Here is a 17830-nt window from a genome sequence, read left to right on the forward strand (position 1 = left end):
GTAAAAAAAACCTGCGCAAACGAATCCACGCAGGTTTCTTCTATAATAAAAGTCATTTTTTCCACTCGACAACGTCCTCAATCGGCTGTCTTGTCTTCGGACGTGGGTCCTTGGCGCGATAACCAAAAGCCGCCATGCAGGCAATCCCGAAATCGTTGCCCTTAATAATGCCTTCTTCACTTAAGACTTTTTCCACCTGATCCTTGTTGAAGCCTTCCATTGGGCAGGAATCGATGCCGATTTCAGCAGCTGCAGTCATCATATTACCAAGCGCAATATAGCACTGGCGGCAACCCCATTCGAAGAAGACACGTTCATTTTCAGCCAGGGTGAAATCCACCTTTTGAAAATTAGCGATCGCATTGGTCATCATTTTGGCAACATCCGACGGACATTGCTGAATGTCATTGATCATGTGCTGAACGTGCTCGGAATGTGCATCCAGTCCGGATTGCAGCCGAGACAAAATCAGCACAAAGTGACTTGCAGTCTTCAGCTTTTCGGTTGCCCCCCAAGCTGCCGGGGCAAGCTTGGCGCGCAGCTCTTTATTTTGTACGACGACAAATTTCCACGGTTCAAGACCGAATGAGCTTGGCGATAAATGACCGGTTTCCAAAATGAACTGAAAATCTTCATCGCTGATTTTCTTTGCCGGATCGAATTGCTTGCAGGCGTGCCTGAATTGAAATGCGGATAAAATGTTTTCTTTAACTTGTTCCTTGTTCATGGTCTGATTCATGACTTAATTCCTCTTCCTTCATGTTGAAATAGATCCGAATTGAGTGCTTCCTAGGTTCGCGTACAACTCGGTCACAGTCAGAAACATCCATCATGTTCACAGAGATTATTATAGTCTCCATGTTTTAATAAAATAAACTAAATTGGCTCGCCTGCTTGAGGCTGCGTAAATATCGCCAACCGGTCTGACTTGATATTCCCGCTGATTTTTCTCACAATAAAAGGAACACGAAAAATTGGAGGGAGCACTATGTATTCAGATCTATTCGGAAAAACAGCTGTTGTCACAGGCGGATCTAAAGGAATTGGGAATGCAATTTCGCGCCGATTAGCCGAAGAAAAGATGTCGGTGGTCATCAACTACAACAGTGACAGCGGGCAGGCAGAACAAACGGTTGAAGAATTAAACAAGGCCGGTGGGAAAGCCATTGCAGTGCAAGCGGATGTGGGAACCGAGAGCGGCGTCCAGTCCTTGCTGGATGCAGCAGTAGAACATTTTGGCGGATTGGATGTATGGATTAATAATGCCGGGATGGAAAATCGGGCACAGACGCATGAGCTCAGTCTTGAAGACTGGGAGAAGGTTATGAATGTCAATCTGACCGGAGTATTCCTCGGTGCGAAGACAGCGATCAACCATTATTTGGCACACAATAAAAAAGGCACAATCATCAACATGTCTTCCGTTCATCAACGAATTCCGTGGCCGACTTTTGCACACTATGCCGCCAGCAAGGGAGGCGTCAAACTGTTCACGGAAACAATTGCTTTGGAATACGCCAAACGCGGCATTCGAGTCAATGCAATTGCACCCGGTGCCATTCAAACGCCAATCAACGCAGAAAAGTTTGCGGATCCCGAACAAAAACAAAGTACCCTGAACCTGATTCCAATCAATTATATCGGCAAGCCGGAAGAAGTTGCGGCCGCAGCGGCTTGGCTCGCCTCAAATGAATCAAGTTATGTGACCGGTACGACTATTTTTGTGGATGGTGGTATGTCACTTTATCCGGAATTTTCAGAAGGAAACGGCTGATCTTTATACGCATCCATAATAGCATCGTGTTTCATTCGGAAACGAAACAGCACCGTTTTGTTCATAACGAGAGAACAGTTCCGTCAACGCTTGAACGAACGGCTGGCGGCTTGCATCGTCCGGCTTAGGGGCATAGGAAGCCGATAAATGCCGGCCGATAAAGGCATCGAGCGTATACCGGAGCGGGTGACTATAGGTTTTAACAGAATACTCGCCATCTCGGAAAAAGCGTAAAAAACTTGAACGGTCACCATCAATACCGCCGGAGAAGCCGCGAAAATTTGGGCAGAATGTCTTGCAGATTTTCGCGGTTTCTTTAATGAGCGGTGCGTTCGGTATGCGGCTGTTCCAAATAAGGGCAACTTTTTGATCCGGCTTTAAAATGCGGCAGCATTCTTTCTTGAAATCATTGACGTCAAACCAATGAAACGCCTGTGCGACCGTGACCAGATCCGCGCAATGGTCCGGAAGTTGCGTGTGCTCGGCGTTGCCGGAGACTGATGTGAACTGAGAATATGCGCTAAGCGATGTCTCCGCGGCGGTACGCATATCTTCATTGGGTTCAACAGCGATCACCTTGACGCCGCGATCGAGCAGCTGTCTGGTCAGAATGCCAGTGCCTGATCCGATGTCGGCCACCGTAAATTGCGCACTCGGATGGAGAAGCAGATCATCCAGCAGCAACTGCGGATAGTCGGGACGGAAGCGTGCGTAAATGGAAGCCTTGCCGGTAAATTTATCAGTGTTGTTCATCCTGATTCCTCATTTCAAAATTAGTTAAGTGCTTTCCATCATCGTACACGATTATTTCCGCTTTTCATAGATACATACCCATTGGAGGGATTTGCATGAATGAGAGAAACAGCGAACGATTTAGCGATAAACCTTGGCTGAACTGGGCGATGGAGCTTCAAGCCCTGGCACAGGCCGGTCTCGCCTATTCAAAGGATCGCTTTGATCAGGAACGATTCGCGCGTATTCGCGAAATTGCAGCGGAAATGCTGAGCCTGAAAACCGGTTTCTCGCTCGACCATGTCAAAGCGATTTTCTGCAATGAAACCGGCTATCAAACACCGAAGCTTGATACACGTGCGGCGATTTTTCAAGATAACCGGATTTTGCTGGTGAAAGAGAATGCCGGCACATGGTCGTTGCCCGGAGGATGGGTCGATGTGGATCAATCGATTAAATCGAATACGGTCAAGGAAGTGAAGGAGGAGTCTGGACTGGACGTCGTTCCGATCCGGCTTATTGCCGTTCAAGACCGCAATGCACATAATCTTCCGGTGTATGCTTATGGCGTCTGCAAAGTGTTCGTACTTTGCTCGCTGATCGGCGGAAAATTTGAGGAAAACATCGAGACAACCGAGATCGGATATTTCGGGATTGACGAACTACCGCCGCTAGCTGAGGAAAAGAATACTTCGGAACAAATCAAGCTGTGCTTTAAAGCGGCGAGCGATCAAAATTGGGTCGCAGAGTTCGACTGAGCACGTTACTTTTTCGTTTTCTTCATTCCTTTCATTCGTTCAGAGCCAATCACGCCAACGATTAAAATGACCAGAGAAATGACACTGTAATCCTTGAAAAAGGTTGTAAACGGCACATGCATCAACCGGAAAATCAGCGTCAGCAGTCGGCCGAAAAGCAGAATAATTCCAATAAAAAACAACCAGTTAAAGAACTTTTCGAAAAAGATCATTCTTTACCTCCTGTTATTTTGTCGCTTTAAGAACCATTCGATGAACCCAAGGAATAAGTTTCAAAATACGGTTCTTGCGCAATTGTTGAACCCGGTCAATAGGAAGTACGCGCAGGTTGCACCATCTCCATTTAAAAAGACTAAGTAAATAAAAGTTTGACAGATCGTTAGCATTGTCGCAACAAACTGAATAACAAACTATGATAAAATAAATGAAAAAGAGAAGCTGAATGGGAAGAGGGGATGCTGATGGAAAGCAATGTATTGATGGAGCGCGTGCTGCCGCTTGAAGGTGTATATAATTTTCGCGATATGGGCGGAATAAAAGCACGAGACGGACGGAAAGTGAAAAAGGGACTTCTTTTTCGTTCTGCGGAACTGACCGGAATGACGAATGGCGATAAAGAAAATCTTAAGCCTTTGAATCTCAAACTCATCTATGATTACCGTGATAAAGCAGAGGCTATTATTAAACCGGATCCTCAAATCGGAAATGAACGGCATGAACGGATTGCGGTAAACGGCGAAGATAAATCAACCGCTAGAGAAGAGTGGGATCCGGAGCTTTTTTATAAAACATTTACACGTGAAAAATTCGCGCAAGTCTATCGGAAAATGCCGATTCAGAACGGTTCGTATAAACGATTGATGCAGCTGTTTAAGAAACCGGAAGAGAATCTGCCAGTGCTTCACCACTGTGCCGGCGGCCGTGACCGGACCGGGGTTGGCGCAATGCTGCTTTTGCGAACCCTTGGCGTTTCCTTCGAAACCATTATGGAGGATTACCTGTTCTCAAATAAAACCTTGGTTGCTTATCACCAGGAAACGTTTGCCGAGGCTGCACACTATGTATCTGGCAAGCAACTGAAAGATTTTGAAGAAGGCTTTTTGTTGCACGAAGAATATTTGGACGCATCAATTGGCTCCATTTTCGGCAACTACGGCAAGTTCGGCAAGTACCTGGAACGAGAGTTCGGCATCACGCGTGCCGATCGCGAGCGGATTAAGGACTTTTGTTTGGAATAATTTTTTAAAAAGGACGGCTTGAGCAAAGAGAAGCCGTCTTATTCTTTCTATTGTGGATTCTGCAGAAAAACAGGATATACTTAAGTAAAGCATGTTAAGAGAACGGAGGTCGTTTACTTTGAACAAAAATATTGATTCTAGAGACAAAGAGATCCTTCGAATGGTTCCATACATCATTGATCGTGCACGTATCGACGGCAAGGCCAATAATACACCGATTGTTTATAAGAAAAATGGACAAATGGTTGAAGAATATCCGGATGGAACGATTAAAATCGTTAATGAGGCTTAACTTTATGTGCACACTGTACGTATTTGCCGGAAATAACGGAAGTGGTAAAAGTACTTTTCGGAGCTTAATTTTGGATAAAATGGATTCCGACATCAATGTTGACACCGACTTAATAGCCAAAAATATGAAATTAAATCATGTGAATAATCCTCAAATAAAAGCAGGGAAAAAAACAATTCAAATGATTCACGAGTGTATTGAAAAGAAAATAAACTTTTCAATGGAAACAACGCTATCTGGGAAACTTGCAGTGAATCAAATTTTGACTGCAAAAGAAAAAGGATTTACCATCAAAATGTTCTTTTTGTTTTTACAAGACGATTCGTATAATTTAAGAAGAATTAAATATCGTGTTGAAAATGGAGGACATAATATTCCCAAAGCAGATGTATTTCGCAGAAAAGATCGGTCAATTAACCATTTTCTTAAACTTATTGATGCTTTGGATGAGTCATTTTTGATTGATAATACTGGAGGTATGCCGACTACAGTAGCAATCATACAAAGTGGAAAAATCGTTGTACAACGTAAGCATGCAGTACCCTCATGGATGATCGAGTATTTTCAAAAAAAAGAAAACGAAGCATAACTTGAGCAGCATCTTACACCGTGAGGAGCTGTTTTTTCCTATTCTTATAGGAATTATTACATGAATAGGCTATGGATGACATTCAAATGCTATACTTAAATCAACAGAAAAAAAGGAGAGGGAACTTATGACAACATGGATTATTATTGCCATCCTAGCAATTATCGTGATTTATTTTATTGCTCAATACAACGGTTTGGTCAAGCTCCGCAACTGGGTGCAGGAATCGTTCAGTCAGATTGATGTGCAGCTAAAGAGGCGCCATGACCTGATCCCGAATCTCGTGGAAACGGTTAAAGGCTATGCGAAGCACGAAAAAGAAACGCTGAATCAGGTTATTGAAGCACGAAATGGTTTGATCAGCGGGACGCCGCAGCAGCGAATTGAAGCGGATAACCAGATTGAAGGTGCGTTGAAGTCAATTTTTGCTTTAGCAGAATCCTATCCGGATTTGAAAGCGAATCAGAACTTTCTGCAGCTCCAGGAAGAATTGGCGACAACAGAGAACAAGGTTGCTTATTCCCGTCAGCTGTATAACAAGACGGTGAAGGATTATAACATCAAGCGTGAATCGTTCCCATCGAACATTATCGCCGGAATGTTCAACTTCAAAAGAGAAGAGCTGCTCACAATCCCTGAGGCTGAACGCGACGTGCCTAAGGTTACCTTTTAACGGAGGCTGCTCATGCTCTATCAACAAATCCAACAAAATAAGCGAAAAACGCTCGTGCTGCTCACCTTTTTCTGTTTTCTTGTCCTTGTGATCGGCTGGGCGGTCGGCTATTTTCTGAACGGGGACATGCTTTCAGGACCGATCATTGCGGCGGTGGTACTCGCATTTTATGTGCCCATTACGTTTGCAAGTGCTCGTGCTCAAGTTCTGAGCATGGCTGGCGCGCGAGAGATCAAGAAAAGCGACAATCCAATGGTGTTTAACGTGGTTGAGGAGCTGGCGCTTGCGGCGAACGTTCCAATGCCGAAAATTTACATTGTCGATGATCCATCGCCGAACGCATTTGCGACCGGCATGAAACCGGAGTCCAGCGTCATTGCATTTACGAGCGGCTTGCTCGAACGTCTTAACCGTGAAGAGATCGCTGCAGTCGCCGCACACGAATTTTCCCACATTCGAAATTACGACATTCGCTTAATGACACTCTGTATTGCGCTTGTCGGCGTAATCGTTGTTGTGGCAGACATCGGCCAGCGTATGTTTTTCTGGGGCGGCGGCCGGAGCAATAAGCGTAATAATGAAAAATCGAATCCGATCTTCATGATTATTGCCCTTGTCCTGATCATTCTCGCGCCGCTCGTCGCGCAATTCGTGCAGCTCGCGGTATCGCGCAACCGTGAATATCTAGCCGATGCATCGGCGGTGGAACTGACACGCGATCCGCAGGGGTTGATCAACGCACTGACCAAGATCAGCAGTGATGACAAAGGTATGAAGCATGTTAAGGATGCAACGGCTTCAATGTACATTTCCAATCCGTTTGGCAAGAAACGTAAGAAAACCAACTGGTTTGCGACTCACCCATCAACCGAAAGCAGAATCGAACGGCTTAAGGCGATGTAAAATAAATAAACAGCCCCCTCGCAGAAATTCTAACGAGGGGGTTTTTACTTGCGCAAAAATTCATGCGGACAAACTCGGAATTAATTGGGGAAACGATCAATTTAATCGGGGGAAAGTCCGAAACAATCAGAGAAAAAGTACACCTAATCCGGGAATCGAGTGTGTCCGCGACTTTTATCCAATCAAACTCGGAATGAATCAGGGAAAAAACAGTTTAATCCGGGAAAACTTCAGGCCAATCTGGGGAAAAGTGCATCTATTCCGGGAATCGAGCCCATGGCAACTTATATCAGGACAAATTCGGCATCAATCGGGGGAAAATTCAAGTCAATCCAGAAATAATCGCGCCTAACCGAAGAATGGATGCCAAATCACATTTTATCCAGGACGTTAAAAATCGGCACAGCGATTTTTTTTCGCTGTGCCGCCTTTAGTTTATGTCAACTAGATAGAAATCACGCTTGTTGCAGAAGATGAATCAATTCGTCACGGTTCGCACGGGCACAGTAAGCAGGAGTGCCATTTTGAAAACGATAGCCTTCATGCAGCGCGCCGGCGTCATAGACATCGAAACCAATGGATTCAATCAAGTCGATGACTGTTTTCTTTGCTTCCGCGTCGTTTCCGGCAATCGGGAGCGTTCGTCGTTGCGGATCGCCTTGCGGTTTGGCAGTTGTTTGAATTTCTGAAGCAATGATTGAGTTGAACGCTTTGACTACGCGTGCATTCGGAAAATGTTCCGCCGTCAATTCACTGGTCGTTGCCGTTCCGTCATCAAGCGATGCGATATGCCCATCTCGGAATGGATAATAGTTCATGGTATCAATAATTACTTTGCCATCCGTTCCGGAGGTTGATAATTTAGGAAGCGCATAAAGCGGTACCGTCACAACAATCAAGTCACCCTCATGTGCTGCTTGTTCCGCAGTGGCAGCTTTTGCCTTAGGACCTAATTCTTTGACCAAGTCGGACAGTGTTTCCGGACCGCGGGAATTGGACATCACAACGGAATGACCGGCACGGAGAAAGCAAGAGGCAACGGTTCGGCCGATATTGCCGCTGCCGATAAAACCGATTTTCATAATGATCGCTCCTTTCGCTATTCACGATTAGTGTAGCATTCATCAACATGAGCGTCTAACAACTTGGCTCGAAGCAAGACGAGCAGACCTTGTTTTTAGGTGAATTGTTAAAAACAAGATCAAGAGGCGCGGAACGGAATCGGTATTAGAAAACTTGGCTTCGCCAAGCCTCTGACGAAGGCGAAGACTTAGTTGCACTTATACCATTTTCCTTAAAATTTATATACTTATAGTATAAAAAACGCGCCGTTTCCGGCGCATTTTAACGTATAATCGCTGCATCAGTGACTTTCCTGCCATGCTCTATCCTAATAAGACGCGTGCATGCCAGTGTAATGAATTCCTTGTCATGCGTGATGACAAGCACTGTTTTTCGTTGAGCGGCCAATTGACGCAGCTTTGTTGCAAGCAGCCGCATGTTTTCCCCGTCAAGTCCGCTGGTCGGTTCATCGAGAATTAGGATTGAGGGTTCCATACTCTCAGCGACAGCAAGGAGCAATCGCTGTTTTTGACCGCCGGATAATGTTGATGGGTGAGCATCCTTGAACGGAAACAGCCCGTACGATTGCAATAGAGTTTCTGCCTGTTCAGGAACTTGTGCGCTGAGTCGGATTTCTTCAAGCACGCTTTCGGCGAACAGCTGGCTGTCAGCATGCTGCATGACAAAAAAAGCGTGCCGTCTTCGCAGTCTGCGACCAGTCGAACGGTGGTTTATTAGAATGCGGCCTGATTTTTCCGTAATCAATCCGCTCAGAATTTTTACCAATGTTGTTTTGCCGGCGCCATTCGGACCGATGAGAGCGACCACGTCGCCTTTGCCGATGCGCAGACTGAAGTCGTGAATGACCGGTGATTTTTTATAGGCAAAAGAAAGGTGTTCAATCACCATGGCTTCTTCCTTATTTGTACTTCGCTCGCTTGTATTCAGATCGGGCAGGCTGGCACAGCGCAGACCGAGTCGGCGCAAATCGTCATGGTTCAGGCGGGACAGCTCTGCTGAGGAAAAAGTCTCAGTGATTACACCGTTTTCCATATACAGAATTCGATCAGCGATCTCGGTTAAATAGAACAAACGATGCTCGGCAATAAGTATGGTTTTTCCCTCATTTTTTAGTGCGGCTAGCAATCGGCACAGCTGATCAACTGCCTCTGAATCAAGATTTGCGGATGGTTCGTCGAATACATAGGTATCCGGATTGATCGCATAGATGCTGGCGATGGCCAGCCGCTGTTGCTGACCGCTCGAAAGATCATGAAGCCGCTGATCAAGCAGCGCAGTGCTTCCTGTCTTCTCAGCAGCACGAGAAATACGCTGCTGCATCTCATGACGCTCCAGTCCGTAATTTTCACAGCCGAAGGCAATTTCGTCAATGGCCTGATCTGCGAAGAATTGGCTGCTCGGATCCTGGAGCACAGCACCGATCCGCTTCCCAATGGCCCAAAAGGGAAGGTCGCGTTGGTTCTTACCGTCAATCACAACCTGGCCGTTCAGTTCACCTTTATAGAAGTGTGTCGCCAAGCCATTGATGATGCGCGTAACCGTTGTTTTCCCGCAGCCGCTTTTGCCGGTAATGACGACAAGCTCTCCTTTATTTACAGTAAGATTCAGATCGCGAACAACCGGAGGCTCGTTCCCATAAGAAAATGAAACCTGTTGAAGTTCAATCAAATCATCACCCACTTGTCAACATAGAGACAGATCGCCGAAAAAACGAATGCTAAAATGAGTAGAATGCCGTCAATCAGTCGAAAACGAATCAACCGCAGCGAGCTGTGTGTTCCCGGATTGGAGATCCCACGCAGTTCAGCAGAAGCGGCTAAATCATCTGAAATGACCGAGCTGCGAGTAATCATTGGGATCAGTGTATATTCGAATGCCCGCAGCGGATGAGCCAAAGACAACAGACCACGCATGCGGAGCGCCGCCAGTACAGTCCGAAATTCTCCACGGACGGTCGGTGCGAAGCGGAGCATGAACGTGATTGGCAATGCGAGAGCTGAGGGCAGCCGCATTTTCATAAATGCCGCTGTAATTTCCCCAGGCGGCATACGTACCATTGCAAAAGCAGCCATCATGACGAGCGAAATACGCAAGATTGCGAAAAGCAGAACATCGGGAAGAAAAATGGTGATTCCCTCAGATCCGGATAAACTGCGCAGAAGAGCAATTGCGCATCCGGCAAAAAAATAGATAATGCCTGCGCGGTAAAAGGATTGCGCGCAAAGGTAAAGCATCATGAAAAGCATGGCAAGACAAACCGATCCATCATGCGTGAGCAGGGCAGACAGCACGAACATCAGCGCAAAAACGGCCAGCTTTGCCCGGAAATCCACATGAAGAGCGGAACGTCTCATCGAAGCAGCCCACTTTTCACAAAGTGTTTCTTCATCAGCTTCGCCGACACAAGTCCGCCAAGCAGGGCGCCAATGGCAGTCAGCAGCAGGATAAAAATGACCCATGGCACTGAGTAGTAATAATGAGCAACCTGATTAAAGTGTGCCTTGCTGACACCGGAAGCAAGATATTGCTTAGAGAAAAACCAAATATCGATCATCCCGTTTGTCGCACGGAACAGCGAACAAATGATCCAGCTGATCGTGATTCGAATGAAATTTTTATACGCATCATGTCCGGTCATAGCGAGTTCGCCCAGAATAGCGGAAAGGACAAACCATGCAGCGAGATAAGGCGTTCCGCTGATCAAATACAGAATTGCCATGATCAGACAGTAGACCAAGACAGTTCCACGCTTATGCACTTTCAAGACCATAAAAGTAAATAGAGGTGCAGACAGAAAGGCAATCAACGGACTGCTGATGAACATTGAGAAATAGACTACGGACATTGCCGGAATGGCCACGGCAATCGCCAAAATAATCATAAGCACACTGAAAATGCCGATTGTTGCGTAATTACGCACCGACAGATGAGATGATTCTTGATGTATTTTTGATGAAACCATGATGAATTCCTCTTTTCGACAATAATTTGTTACAAAATAGACAAAAATGAAAGCATTATTATAGTAGCATAGAAGATTCGATGAAAACTAAAAAAGAAAAAAGTGTATGATATTTGTCACAATTTGAGACGGATATCATGGAAATGGCAAAAAGCTGTCATAATGTTAGCTGCTAGTCGAACTAAGTTATTTGCGCGTGGCTCGGGTGGAAATACGTCAAGCACAATGCACGAAACCCAAGACTCAATGCACGAAACCAAGAATTCAACGCACAACTAGAAGGGTGGGCCAAATTCAATGCACGAAACCCAAGGTTCAATGCACGAAAATCGTGATCCAATGCACGAAACCAAGAATTCAACGCACAACTAGAGGGGCGGACCGAGTTCAATGCACAAAACCCTAGGTTCAATGCACGAAAATCGTGATCCAATGCACAAAACCCTAGGTTCAATGCACGAAAATCGTGATCCAATGCACGAAACCAAGAATTCTATGCACAACTAGAGGGGCGGACCGAGTTCAATGCATGAAACTCAAGGTTCAATGCACGAAAATCGTGATCCAATGCACGAAACCAAGGATTCTATGCACAAACAGAGGGGGCGGACCGAGTTCAATGCATGAAACTCAAGGCTCAATGCACGAAAATCGTGATCCAATGCACGAAACCAAGAATTCTATGCACAAACAGAGGGGCGGACCGAGTTCAATGCATGAAACTCAAGGCTCAATGCACGAAAATCGTGATCCAATGCACGAAACCAAGAATTCTATGCACAAACAGAGGGGCGGACCGAGTTCAATGCACGAAACCCAAGGCTCAATGCACGAAAATCGTGATCCAATGCACGAAACCAAGAATTCTATGCACAACTAGAGGGGCGGACCGAGTTCAATGCACGAAACCCTAGGTTCAATGCACGAAAATCGTGATCCAATGCACGAAACCAAGAATTCTATGCACAAACAGAGGGGCGGACCGAGTTCAATGCACGAAACCCAAGGCTCAATGCACGAAAATCGTGATCCAATGCACGAAACCAAGAATTCTATGCACAACTAGAGGGGCGGACCGAGTTCAATGCACGAAACCCTAGGTTCAATGCACGAAAATCGTGATCCAATGCACGAAACCAAGAATTCTATGCACAAACAGAAGGGTGCGCCAATTTCAATGCACGAAACCCAAGGCTCAATGCACGAAAATCGTGATCCAATGCACGAAACCAAGAATCCTATGCACAACTAGAGGGGCGGACCGAGTTCAATGCACGAAACTCAAGGCTCAATGCACGAAACCCAAGGTTCAATGCACGAAAATCGTGATCCAATGCACGAAACCAAGAATTCAACGCACAACTAGAAGGGTGAGAAGAATAAACGCCGTTCGATCATCAGTGTGATCGGGCGGCATTTTTAATGGATCAGATCAATCGACAAGCATCTTTTATGACTTATTTGACAAATTCAACTTCAGCCCCGCAAGATAAGCGGAAAGAATCCATTTCAAAGACTCGTCTTGATCATTTTTCATGTTAAATCCTTGATGCAGCTGCAAACTGGCAAATCCATGGACAATACTGCGCAATCCGCGAACAGCATGAACGCGATCCTCCTCACTCAAAGGATAGCCTTCAAGAATTTTAAACAAAAAGTTAAGCAGCCTTTCTGCGATTTGATGAAGATCGGGATCGGTGGGATCAGGTACATGAATGATTGCGTCATAGAGATTTGGATGCTCTTTTGCAAAAGCGATGTAGGTACCGGCTATGGCGAACAGGGCATCATCCTGCGATTTACCCAGTGCGGATTGAATCAATTGTTCCGTGAGCATACTCAATCCATAACAGGACAGGCCGTTCCTCAGATCGGTTAGATTGTTTATGTGATTATAAAGTGACGGTGTTTTGATGTGAAGTCGCTGAGCGAGCGCGGCGAGCGTAAGGTTATGCAGACCGTTCTCCTCAATTTGCTGAGCGGCTTGTTTAATAATATGCTGTTTCGTTAGTCCTTGGCGCATCTTAATTCTCCTTCATTTTTTGCTCGGTGAAGCTGATCGCTCCAGACATTGCCTGTTCCGGGTGTTCAAGCACGCGACCATGCCCTACGGACAAATAGTGAGGCTTTAAATTGAGTAATTTTTTCGCGCTTGTGTAAGCATTTTCCTTACTCCATGTTGCGAGTGCGGGAAACGGGAAGAACCATTTTAATTGACCGCTGACAGCAATCCCGCCGCGCACTTGAAAAGCATCACCGGCAAAAAGTGCACCATATTCTCGATCGAAAAATGCGATATGGCCGGGGGTATGACCGGGACTGGATACGACCAGCAGACGGCCGATGGTATCACCTTCTTGCACAAGGCGATCGGGTACGGTTTGAATATTTTTAGGGATACCCCCGCGAATGGGAAGCTGTGGTTCATCAGGATCAAGGTCAACTTTTCCGGCAAGCAGGCGCGCATCACGTTTGGAAATATAGACGGTGACACTCGGGAGTGCTTTTTTCAACGAATCGAGTGCACCGACATGGTCGCCATGTGCATGAGTCAAGACAATACGAGTAATCGGTTTACCAATCCGTTTTGCAGCTTTCAAAATTGATTGTGTGCTTGATGGAAGCGCACAATCGATTAACGTAAGTGCATCTTCTTCTTCAACGAGGTAGCAATTCACGGGAAACAAAGTCGGAAAAAAAGTCAGCTGATAAAAGTGATCGTATTTTAATAGGCGCATACAAATGACCTCCACAAAACTAATTTTATTAGTATTTTAACTTATAATATTAGTTTTGCGAATTAAATTAATTTATAGTAAAATTATCCAAAAATATTTTTTGCTCACGGTCTCTTAGACCCATTTTTATTACTTTTTCATGACAATACATGCAAATCGTTAATTACAACGGAGCATGCGTTTACATTTTTCACATGTATAAAGGAGTTTAGGACAGGCATGAATCGAACATCAATCATTCAAAATGAAAAACTGTTCTGCTGCATTAGAGAATATGACACTGTTTGTCATTAATGCAATAGTACATGTGTCTTAAGACCTATGATTTAAATAATTCATTTGGCAAAGTCTACGTTTTTATCCTTCATTTGCTCAATTGACGAGTTCATTGGTTTCCACGTATTCTTGTGGGGAACCGACGCCGACATTTTGACGACCGGTTGACAATTATCTTTTTCATGGGAAATGACAAAGAGAGAAGCACGCAGACAAGGTGCTCGGTTCCATGAAATGATGCAGCAAGACAAATAAGGAACAGGGAGAGGAAAACATGCACATTGGCAAAATCGCAAAACAGACGGCAGCCGCGCTGCTTGTCACAACCTTTATGATTGGCGGTAGCACGCAAGCATCGGCAAAGCCAATTGATTACTTTGGAAAGAATAAAACGTATGGCATCTCGCATCTGACACGTTATGATATGAGTAAGATTCCGGATCAGCAGGAAAATGAACGGTTCCAGGTTCCTGAATTTGATGAATCAACGATTGAGAATCTTCCGTCGGCAATAGGCAAGGACAAGGACGGAAACACGATTGACCTGGATGTTTGGGACAGCTGGCCGCTACAAAATGCAGATGGCACAGTTGCCGATTACAAGGGCTATAATATTGTCTTCGCACTTGCCGGTGATCCGAAAGTCGGCAGCGATACGTTCATCTACCTCTTCTATCAAAAGAAAGGCGATACATCGATCGACAGCTGGAAAAATGCAGGACGCGTCTTCCAGGCTGATGATCATCTGAAAACAAACGATCAGATATTAAAAGATCAGGCTGAGGAATGGTCCGGATCGGCGACGCTGACTAAGGACGGCAAGGTGCGTTTGTTCTATACCAACCGTCAGCCTTGGGACGAGGGCAAGAAGCTTTACGGAAAACAAACACTGACAACCGCACAGATCAATCTCTCACAGCCGGACGCAGACTCATTGAAGGTAGACGGCATCGAAGATTTGAAGTCAATTTTCGCTGGTGACGGCAAATACTATCAAACCGTTGATCAATTCGCAGCCGGCGACAAAGGCGCGGACAACCACACATTCCGTGATCCGCACTATGTTGAAGATAACGGACACAAATATTTGGTATTTGAAGCAAACACCGGAACGAAAGTGGGCTACCAAGGCGATGACCAATTCAATAATCGTGCATTCTACGGCGGCAACCTGCGCTATTTCCAAAAGGAACGCAAAGCGCTGCTCGACAGCCCGAAAAAGAATCTTGCGTCACTTGCTAACGGTGCGCTTGGAATCATTGAACTCAATGATGATTACACCTTGAAGAAAGTTATGAAACCTTTAATTGCATCGAACACGGTTACGGATGAAATTGAGCGTGCAAATGTATTCAAAATGAACGGCAAATGGTACCTGTTCACCGATTCACGCGGTGCGAAAATGACCATTGACGGAATCAGCGACAAAGATGTGTACATGCTCGGCTTTGTATCCGACTCGCTCACCGGTACGTATCATCCGTTGAATGGCAGCGGACTGGTTCTGCAGATGGATCTGGATACGGATGACATCACATGGAACTACTCGCATTTTGCTGTGCCTCAGAAAAAAGGGAACAAGGTGGTCATCACAAGCTACATGACCAACAGAGGGACATTTGATGACCAGCATTCAACCTTTGCGCCAAGCTTCCTTGTGAAACTTCAAGGCTCACGGTCATCGGTTGTACCGGACAGCATTCTTGATCAAGGTCAGCTCACCATTGACTAATAATCGAGAAGGTAAGTCATTAGTTCATAGCAGGAAAATTGAGACTCCAAATCAGGAGTCTTTTTTTACACAAAAATAGATTGCGAAATGGTTATTCATATCCCTGAACATAATGGATCATAATAAGCATTAGAGAAAATAATGTCGATTATAGGCGACATTTTCATTTTTTGCGTAAAAAATGTGCGACGATGAATGCTGTGACATGCTGGAGGTTATTCTTGTGAATAAAAAAGTTTGGATTGTGAGCAGTCTGGTGATGCTCGGTCTGCTCCTTGTGATAATAGCGCTTGTCCTGTCTCAATCATTTCGGCCGAAGGAGAAACAAGTGACACATAAAAAGGAAGATTCTTATCGACCGGTCTATCATTTCTCAGTGCCGGATAAATGGATGAATGATCCGCAGCGGCCGCTCTATTTTAATGGCAAGTATCATTATTATTATTTGTACAATCGCGATTATCCGAAAGGGAACGGGACGGAGTGGCGACTGGCCACATCGAAGGATCTCGTGCACTGGAAGGATGATGGTGTCGCCATTCCAAAATACACGAATAAAAACGGTGACATCTGGACCGGATCGGTTGTGCGCGATCCGGAAAACACGGCCGGATTTGGAAAAAATGCACTGGTTGCCATTGTGACTCAGCCGCCCGCGCAGCGTGATCAGGAGCAATTTCTGTGGTACAGCACCGATGACGGGAAAACATTTAAGCAAGACAATGAGGATTCGATATTGCCCAATCCCGGTGTCAAGGATTTCCGCGATCCGAAGGTGATCTGGGACGAATCGCGCCATAAATGGATCTTGCTGCTTGCCGAAGGATCGAAAATCGGGTTCTATGAATCGAATGATCTAAAGGATTGGCACTACACGGATGGTTTCATGACACAGAATATAGGAGTGATCGAATGCCCGGATCTCTTTCAGCTGCGTGCCGGTGACGGAACGGTTAAGTGGGTGCTCGGTGCAAGCGCCAATGGAAAAGCAGAGGGACTTCCGAACACATATGCATACTGGACCGGTGATTTTGACGGGAAAAAATTTACTGCTGATCAAGATACGCCGCAATGGCTGGACTACGGATTCGATTGGTATGCCGGCGTGACATTCGATAACGGAAAGGCGAAAGACAAGCTCGATTCGCGCTATGCTATCGCATGGATGAATAATTGGGACTATCCTAACACCACGCCGACTCTGAAAAAGGACAAATTCAACGGCGTGAACTCGGTCGTGCGCCAAATTCATTTGGTTAAGCAGGACGATGGTTACAGCCTTGCTTCTCAGCCGGTTGCCGGACTGGATAAGCTTGTCGAATCAACGCAGCGGCTGAAAACAGTCCGCGTGAATGGTTCGAAAACACTCGATGTGCACGGAACTGCCTATCAGCTTGATGTCGATCTGTCGTGGACCAATGCACGCAACGTCGGGCTCCGGCTGCGCGAATCCGACAATGAAAAACGGCATATCGATGTCGGAGTATTTGCTGAAGGCGGCTATCTTTATGTTAATCGCACGTTCACAAATCAGCCGGATAAGAGTAAAAAGTACTTGGAAAGCCGTGCACCGCTTGCTCAAGATACCAAACGCGTGCATCTTAAAATCCTTGTCGATAAAACAAGTATCGAAGTTTTCACAGACGATGGGCGAACCGTTCTCACAAACGAAGCCTTTCCGAACCTGAACGACCAAGGGATCAGTCTGTACTCCGAGGACGGAACTGCCGTCTTTAGTAACATTGAAATCAAACACTTTCGATCAATTCATTAAAGCCCAAGGTTAAGCGGATGGACCAAACTCCGCGGGAAGTTAGACCGAATCAAGGAAAAGTGAGAGCGAAACGCTGAAGAGTTAGACCGAATCAAAGGAAAGTGAGACCGAAAATCAGAAGTTAGACCGAATCAAGGAAAAGTGAGACCGAAACGCTAAAGAGTTAGACCGAATCAAAGGAAAGTGAGACCGAAAATCAGAAGTTAGACCGAATCAAGGAAAAGTGAGACCGAAACGCTAAAGAGTTAGACCGAATCAAAGGAAAGTGAGACCGAACCTCAAAAAGTTTAAACCGAATCTCGAATC

General features: G+C 45.6%; 18 protein-coding genes. 9 read left to right on the forward strand and 9 right to left on the reverse strand.

Annotated elements, in window-relative coordinates; all coding sequences use genetic code 11:
* Nucleotides 1-52: 52 nt before the first annotated feature.
* Nucleotides 53-739 carry an NAD(P)H-dependent oxidoreductase gene (locus AC6F33_RS02365; protein WP_500777633.1) on the reverse strand — a complete coding sequence of 229 codons (687 nt, stop codon included), beginning with the start codon at nucleotides 737-739 and terminating at the stop codon, nucleotides 53-55.
* A gap of 249 nt (nucleotides 740-988) precedes the next feature.
* On the opposite strand from AC6F33_RS02365, the gene AC6F33_RS02370 reads away from it, so the two are divergent.
* The gene (locus tag AC6F33_RS02370; protein WP_500777634.1) at nucleotides 989-1774 is read left to right on the forward strand and encodes a glucose-1-dehydrogenase; all 786 of its coding nucleotides are present in this window, start codon (nucleotides 989-991) and stop codon (nucleotides 1772-1774) included.
* A 3-nt stretch (nucleotides 1775-1777) separates the two neighbouring features.
* On the opposite strand, the gene AC6F33_RS02375 is transcribed toward AC6F33_RS02370, so the two are convergent.
* Nucleotides 1778-2527, reverse strand: coding sequence for a class I SAM-dependent methyltransferase (locus AC6F33_RS02375; protein WP_500777635.1), 750 nt, complete (start codon nucleotides 2525-2527; stop codon nucleotides 1778-1780).
* Between the two features lie 95 nt (nucleotides 2528-2622).
* Here AC6F33_RS02375 and AC6F33_RS02380 point away from each other — a divergent pair, with 95 nt between their 5' ends.
* Nucleotides 2623-3264 carry an NUDIX hydrolase N-terminal domain-containing protein gene (locus tag AC6F33_RS02380; protein WP_500777636.1) on the forward strand — a complete coding sequence of 214 codons (642 nt, stop codon included), beginning with the start codon at nucleotides 2623-2625 and terminating at the stop codon, nucleotides 3262-3264.
* 5 nt (nucleotides 3265-3269) lie between these two features.
* Here the strand turns inward: AC6F33_RS02380 and AC6F33_RS02385 are convergent, their stop codons facing one another.
* Nucleotides 3270-3476: a hypothetical protein gene (locus tag AC6F33_RS02385; protein WP_500777637.1), complete on the reverse strand. Its 207-nt coding sequence runs from the start codon at nucleotides 3474-3476 to the stop codon at nucleotides 3270-3272.
* A gap of 249 nt (nucleotides 3477-3725) precedes the next feature.
* On the opposite strand from AC6F33_RS02385, the gene AC6F33_RS02390 reads away from it, so the two are divergent.
* From AC6F33_RS02390 to htpX, 5 genes are all read left to right on the forward strand, one after another.
* Complete coding sequence (locus AC6F33_RS02390) at nucleotides 3726-4502, forward strand: tyrosine-protein phosphatase (RefSeq protein ID WP_500777638.1); 777 nt, start codon at nucleotides 3726-3728, stop codon at nucleotides 4500-4502.
* 118 nt (nucleotides 4503-4620) lie between these two features.
* Nucleotides 4621-4794, forward strand: coding sequence for a hypothetical protein (locus AC6F33_RS02395; protein WP_255748341.1), 174 nt, complete (start codon nucleotides 4621-4623; stop codon nucleotides 4792-4794).
* A 4-nt stretch (nucleotides 4795-4798) separates the two neighbouring features.
* A complete protein-coding gene (locus tag AC6F33_RS02400) occupies nucleotides 4799-5383 on the forward strand; it encodes an ATPase (RefSeq protein WP_500778129.1) in 585 nt (194 codons plus the stop codon).
* A gap of 127 nt (nucleotides 5384-5510) precedes the next feature.
* Nucleotides 5511-6056 carry a LemA family protein gene (locus AC6F33_RS02405; protein ID WP_253063526.1) on the forward strand — a complete coding sequence of 182 codons (546 nt, stop codon included), beginning with the start codon at nucleotides 5511-5513 and terminating at the stop codon, nucleotides 6054-6056.
* 12 nt (nucleotides 6057-6068) lie between these two features.
* Nucleotides 6069-6959 carry a zinc metalloprotease HtpX gene (gene htpX / locus AC6F33_RS02410; protein WP_500777639.1) on the forward strand — a complete coding sequence of 297 codons (891 nt, stop codon included), beginning with the start codon at nucleotides 6069-6071 and terminating at the stop codon, nucleotides 6957-6959.
* Nucleotides 6960-7414: 455 nt separating this feature from the next.
* Here the strand turns inward: htpX and AC6F33_RS02415 are convergent, their stop codons facing one another.
* The 6 genes from AC6F33_RS02415 to AC6F33_RS02440 all read right to left on the reverse strand — a co-directional run bounded on the left by AC6F33_RS02415 (nucleotide 7415) and on the right by AC6F33_RS02440 (nucleotide 13742).
* Nucleotides 7415-8041 (reverse strand): NADPH-dependent F420 reductase, encoded by a 627-nt coding sequence (locus AC6F33_RS02415; RefSeq protein ID WP_500777640.1) that lies wholly within the window; start codon nucleotides 8039-8041, stop codon nucleotides 7415-7417.
* A gap of 262 nt (nucleotides 8042-8303) precedes the next feature.
* On the reverse strand, nucleotides 8304-9710 hold the full coding sequence (locus AC6F33_RS02420) for an ABC transporter ATP-binding protein (protein WP_255747397.1): 1407 nt from the start codon (nucleotides 9708-9710) through the stop codon (nucleotides 8304-8306).
* On the reverse strand, nucleotides 9707-10396 hold the full coding sequence (locus AC6F33_RS02425) for an energy-coupling factor transporter transmembrane component T (protein WP_255747396.1): 690 nt from the start codon (nucleotides 10394-10396) through the stop codon (nucleotides 9707-9709). The genes AC6F33_RS02420 and AC6F33_RS02425 overlap by 4 nt, the downstream gene beginning before the upstream one ends.
* A complete protein-coding gene (locus AC6F33_RS02430) occupies nucleotides 10393-11004 on the reverse strand; it encodes an MptD family putative ECF transporter S component (protein ID WP_255747395.1) in 612 nt (203 codons plus the stop codon). The genes AC6F33_RS02425 and AC6F33_RS02430 overlap by 4 nt, the downstream gene beginning before the upstream one ends.
* 1450 nt (nucleotides 11005-12454) lie before the next feature.
* On the reverse strand, nucleotides 12455-13027 hold the full coding sequence (locus AC6F33_RS02435) for a TetR/AcrR family transcriptional regulator (protein WP_500777641.1): 573 nt from the start codon (nucleotides 13025-13027) through the stop codon (nucleotides 12455-12457).
* Nucleotide 13028: 1 nt separating this feature from the next.
* Nucleotides 13029-13742 carry an MBL fold metallo-hydrolase gene (locus AC6F33_RS02440; RefSeq protein WP_500777642.1) on the reverse strand — a complete coding sequence of 238 codons (714 nt, stop codon included), beginning with the start codon at nucleotides 13740-13742 and terminating at the stop codon, nucleotides 13029-13031.
* Nucleotides 13743-14292: 550 nt separating this feature from the next.
* On the opposite strand from AC6F33_RS02440, the gene sacB reads away from it, so the two are divergent.
* Nucleotides 14293-15750, forward strand: coding sequence for a levansucrase (gene sacB / locus AC6F33_RS02445; protein WP_500777643.1), 1458 nt, complete (start codon nucleotides 14293-14295; stop codon nucleotides 15748-15750).
* A gap of 205 nt (nucleotides 15751-15955) precedes the next feature.
* On the forward strand, nucleotides 15956-17524 hold the full coding sequence (locus AC6F33_RS02450; protein ID WP_500777644.1) for a glycoside hydrolase family 32 protein: 1569 nt from the start codon (nucleotides 15956-15958) through the stop codon (nucleotides 17522-17524).
* Nucleotides 17525-17830: the final 306 nt, after the last annotated feature.

The sequence above is a fragment of the Sporolactobacillus sp. BBK16-2 genome (assembly GCF_059878335.1).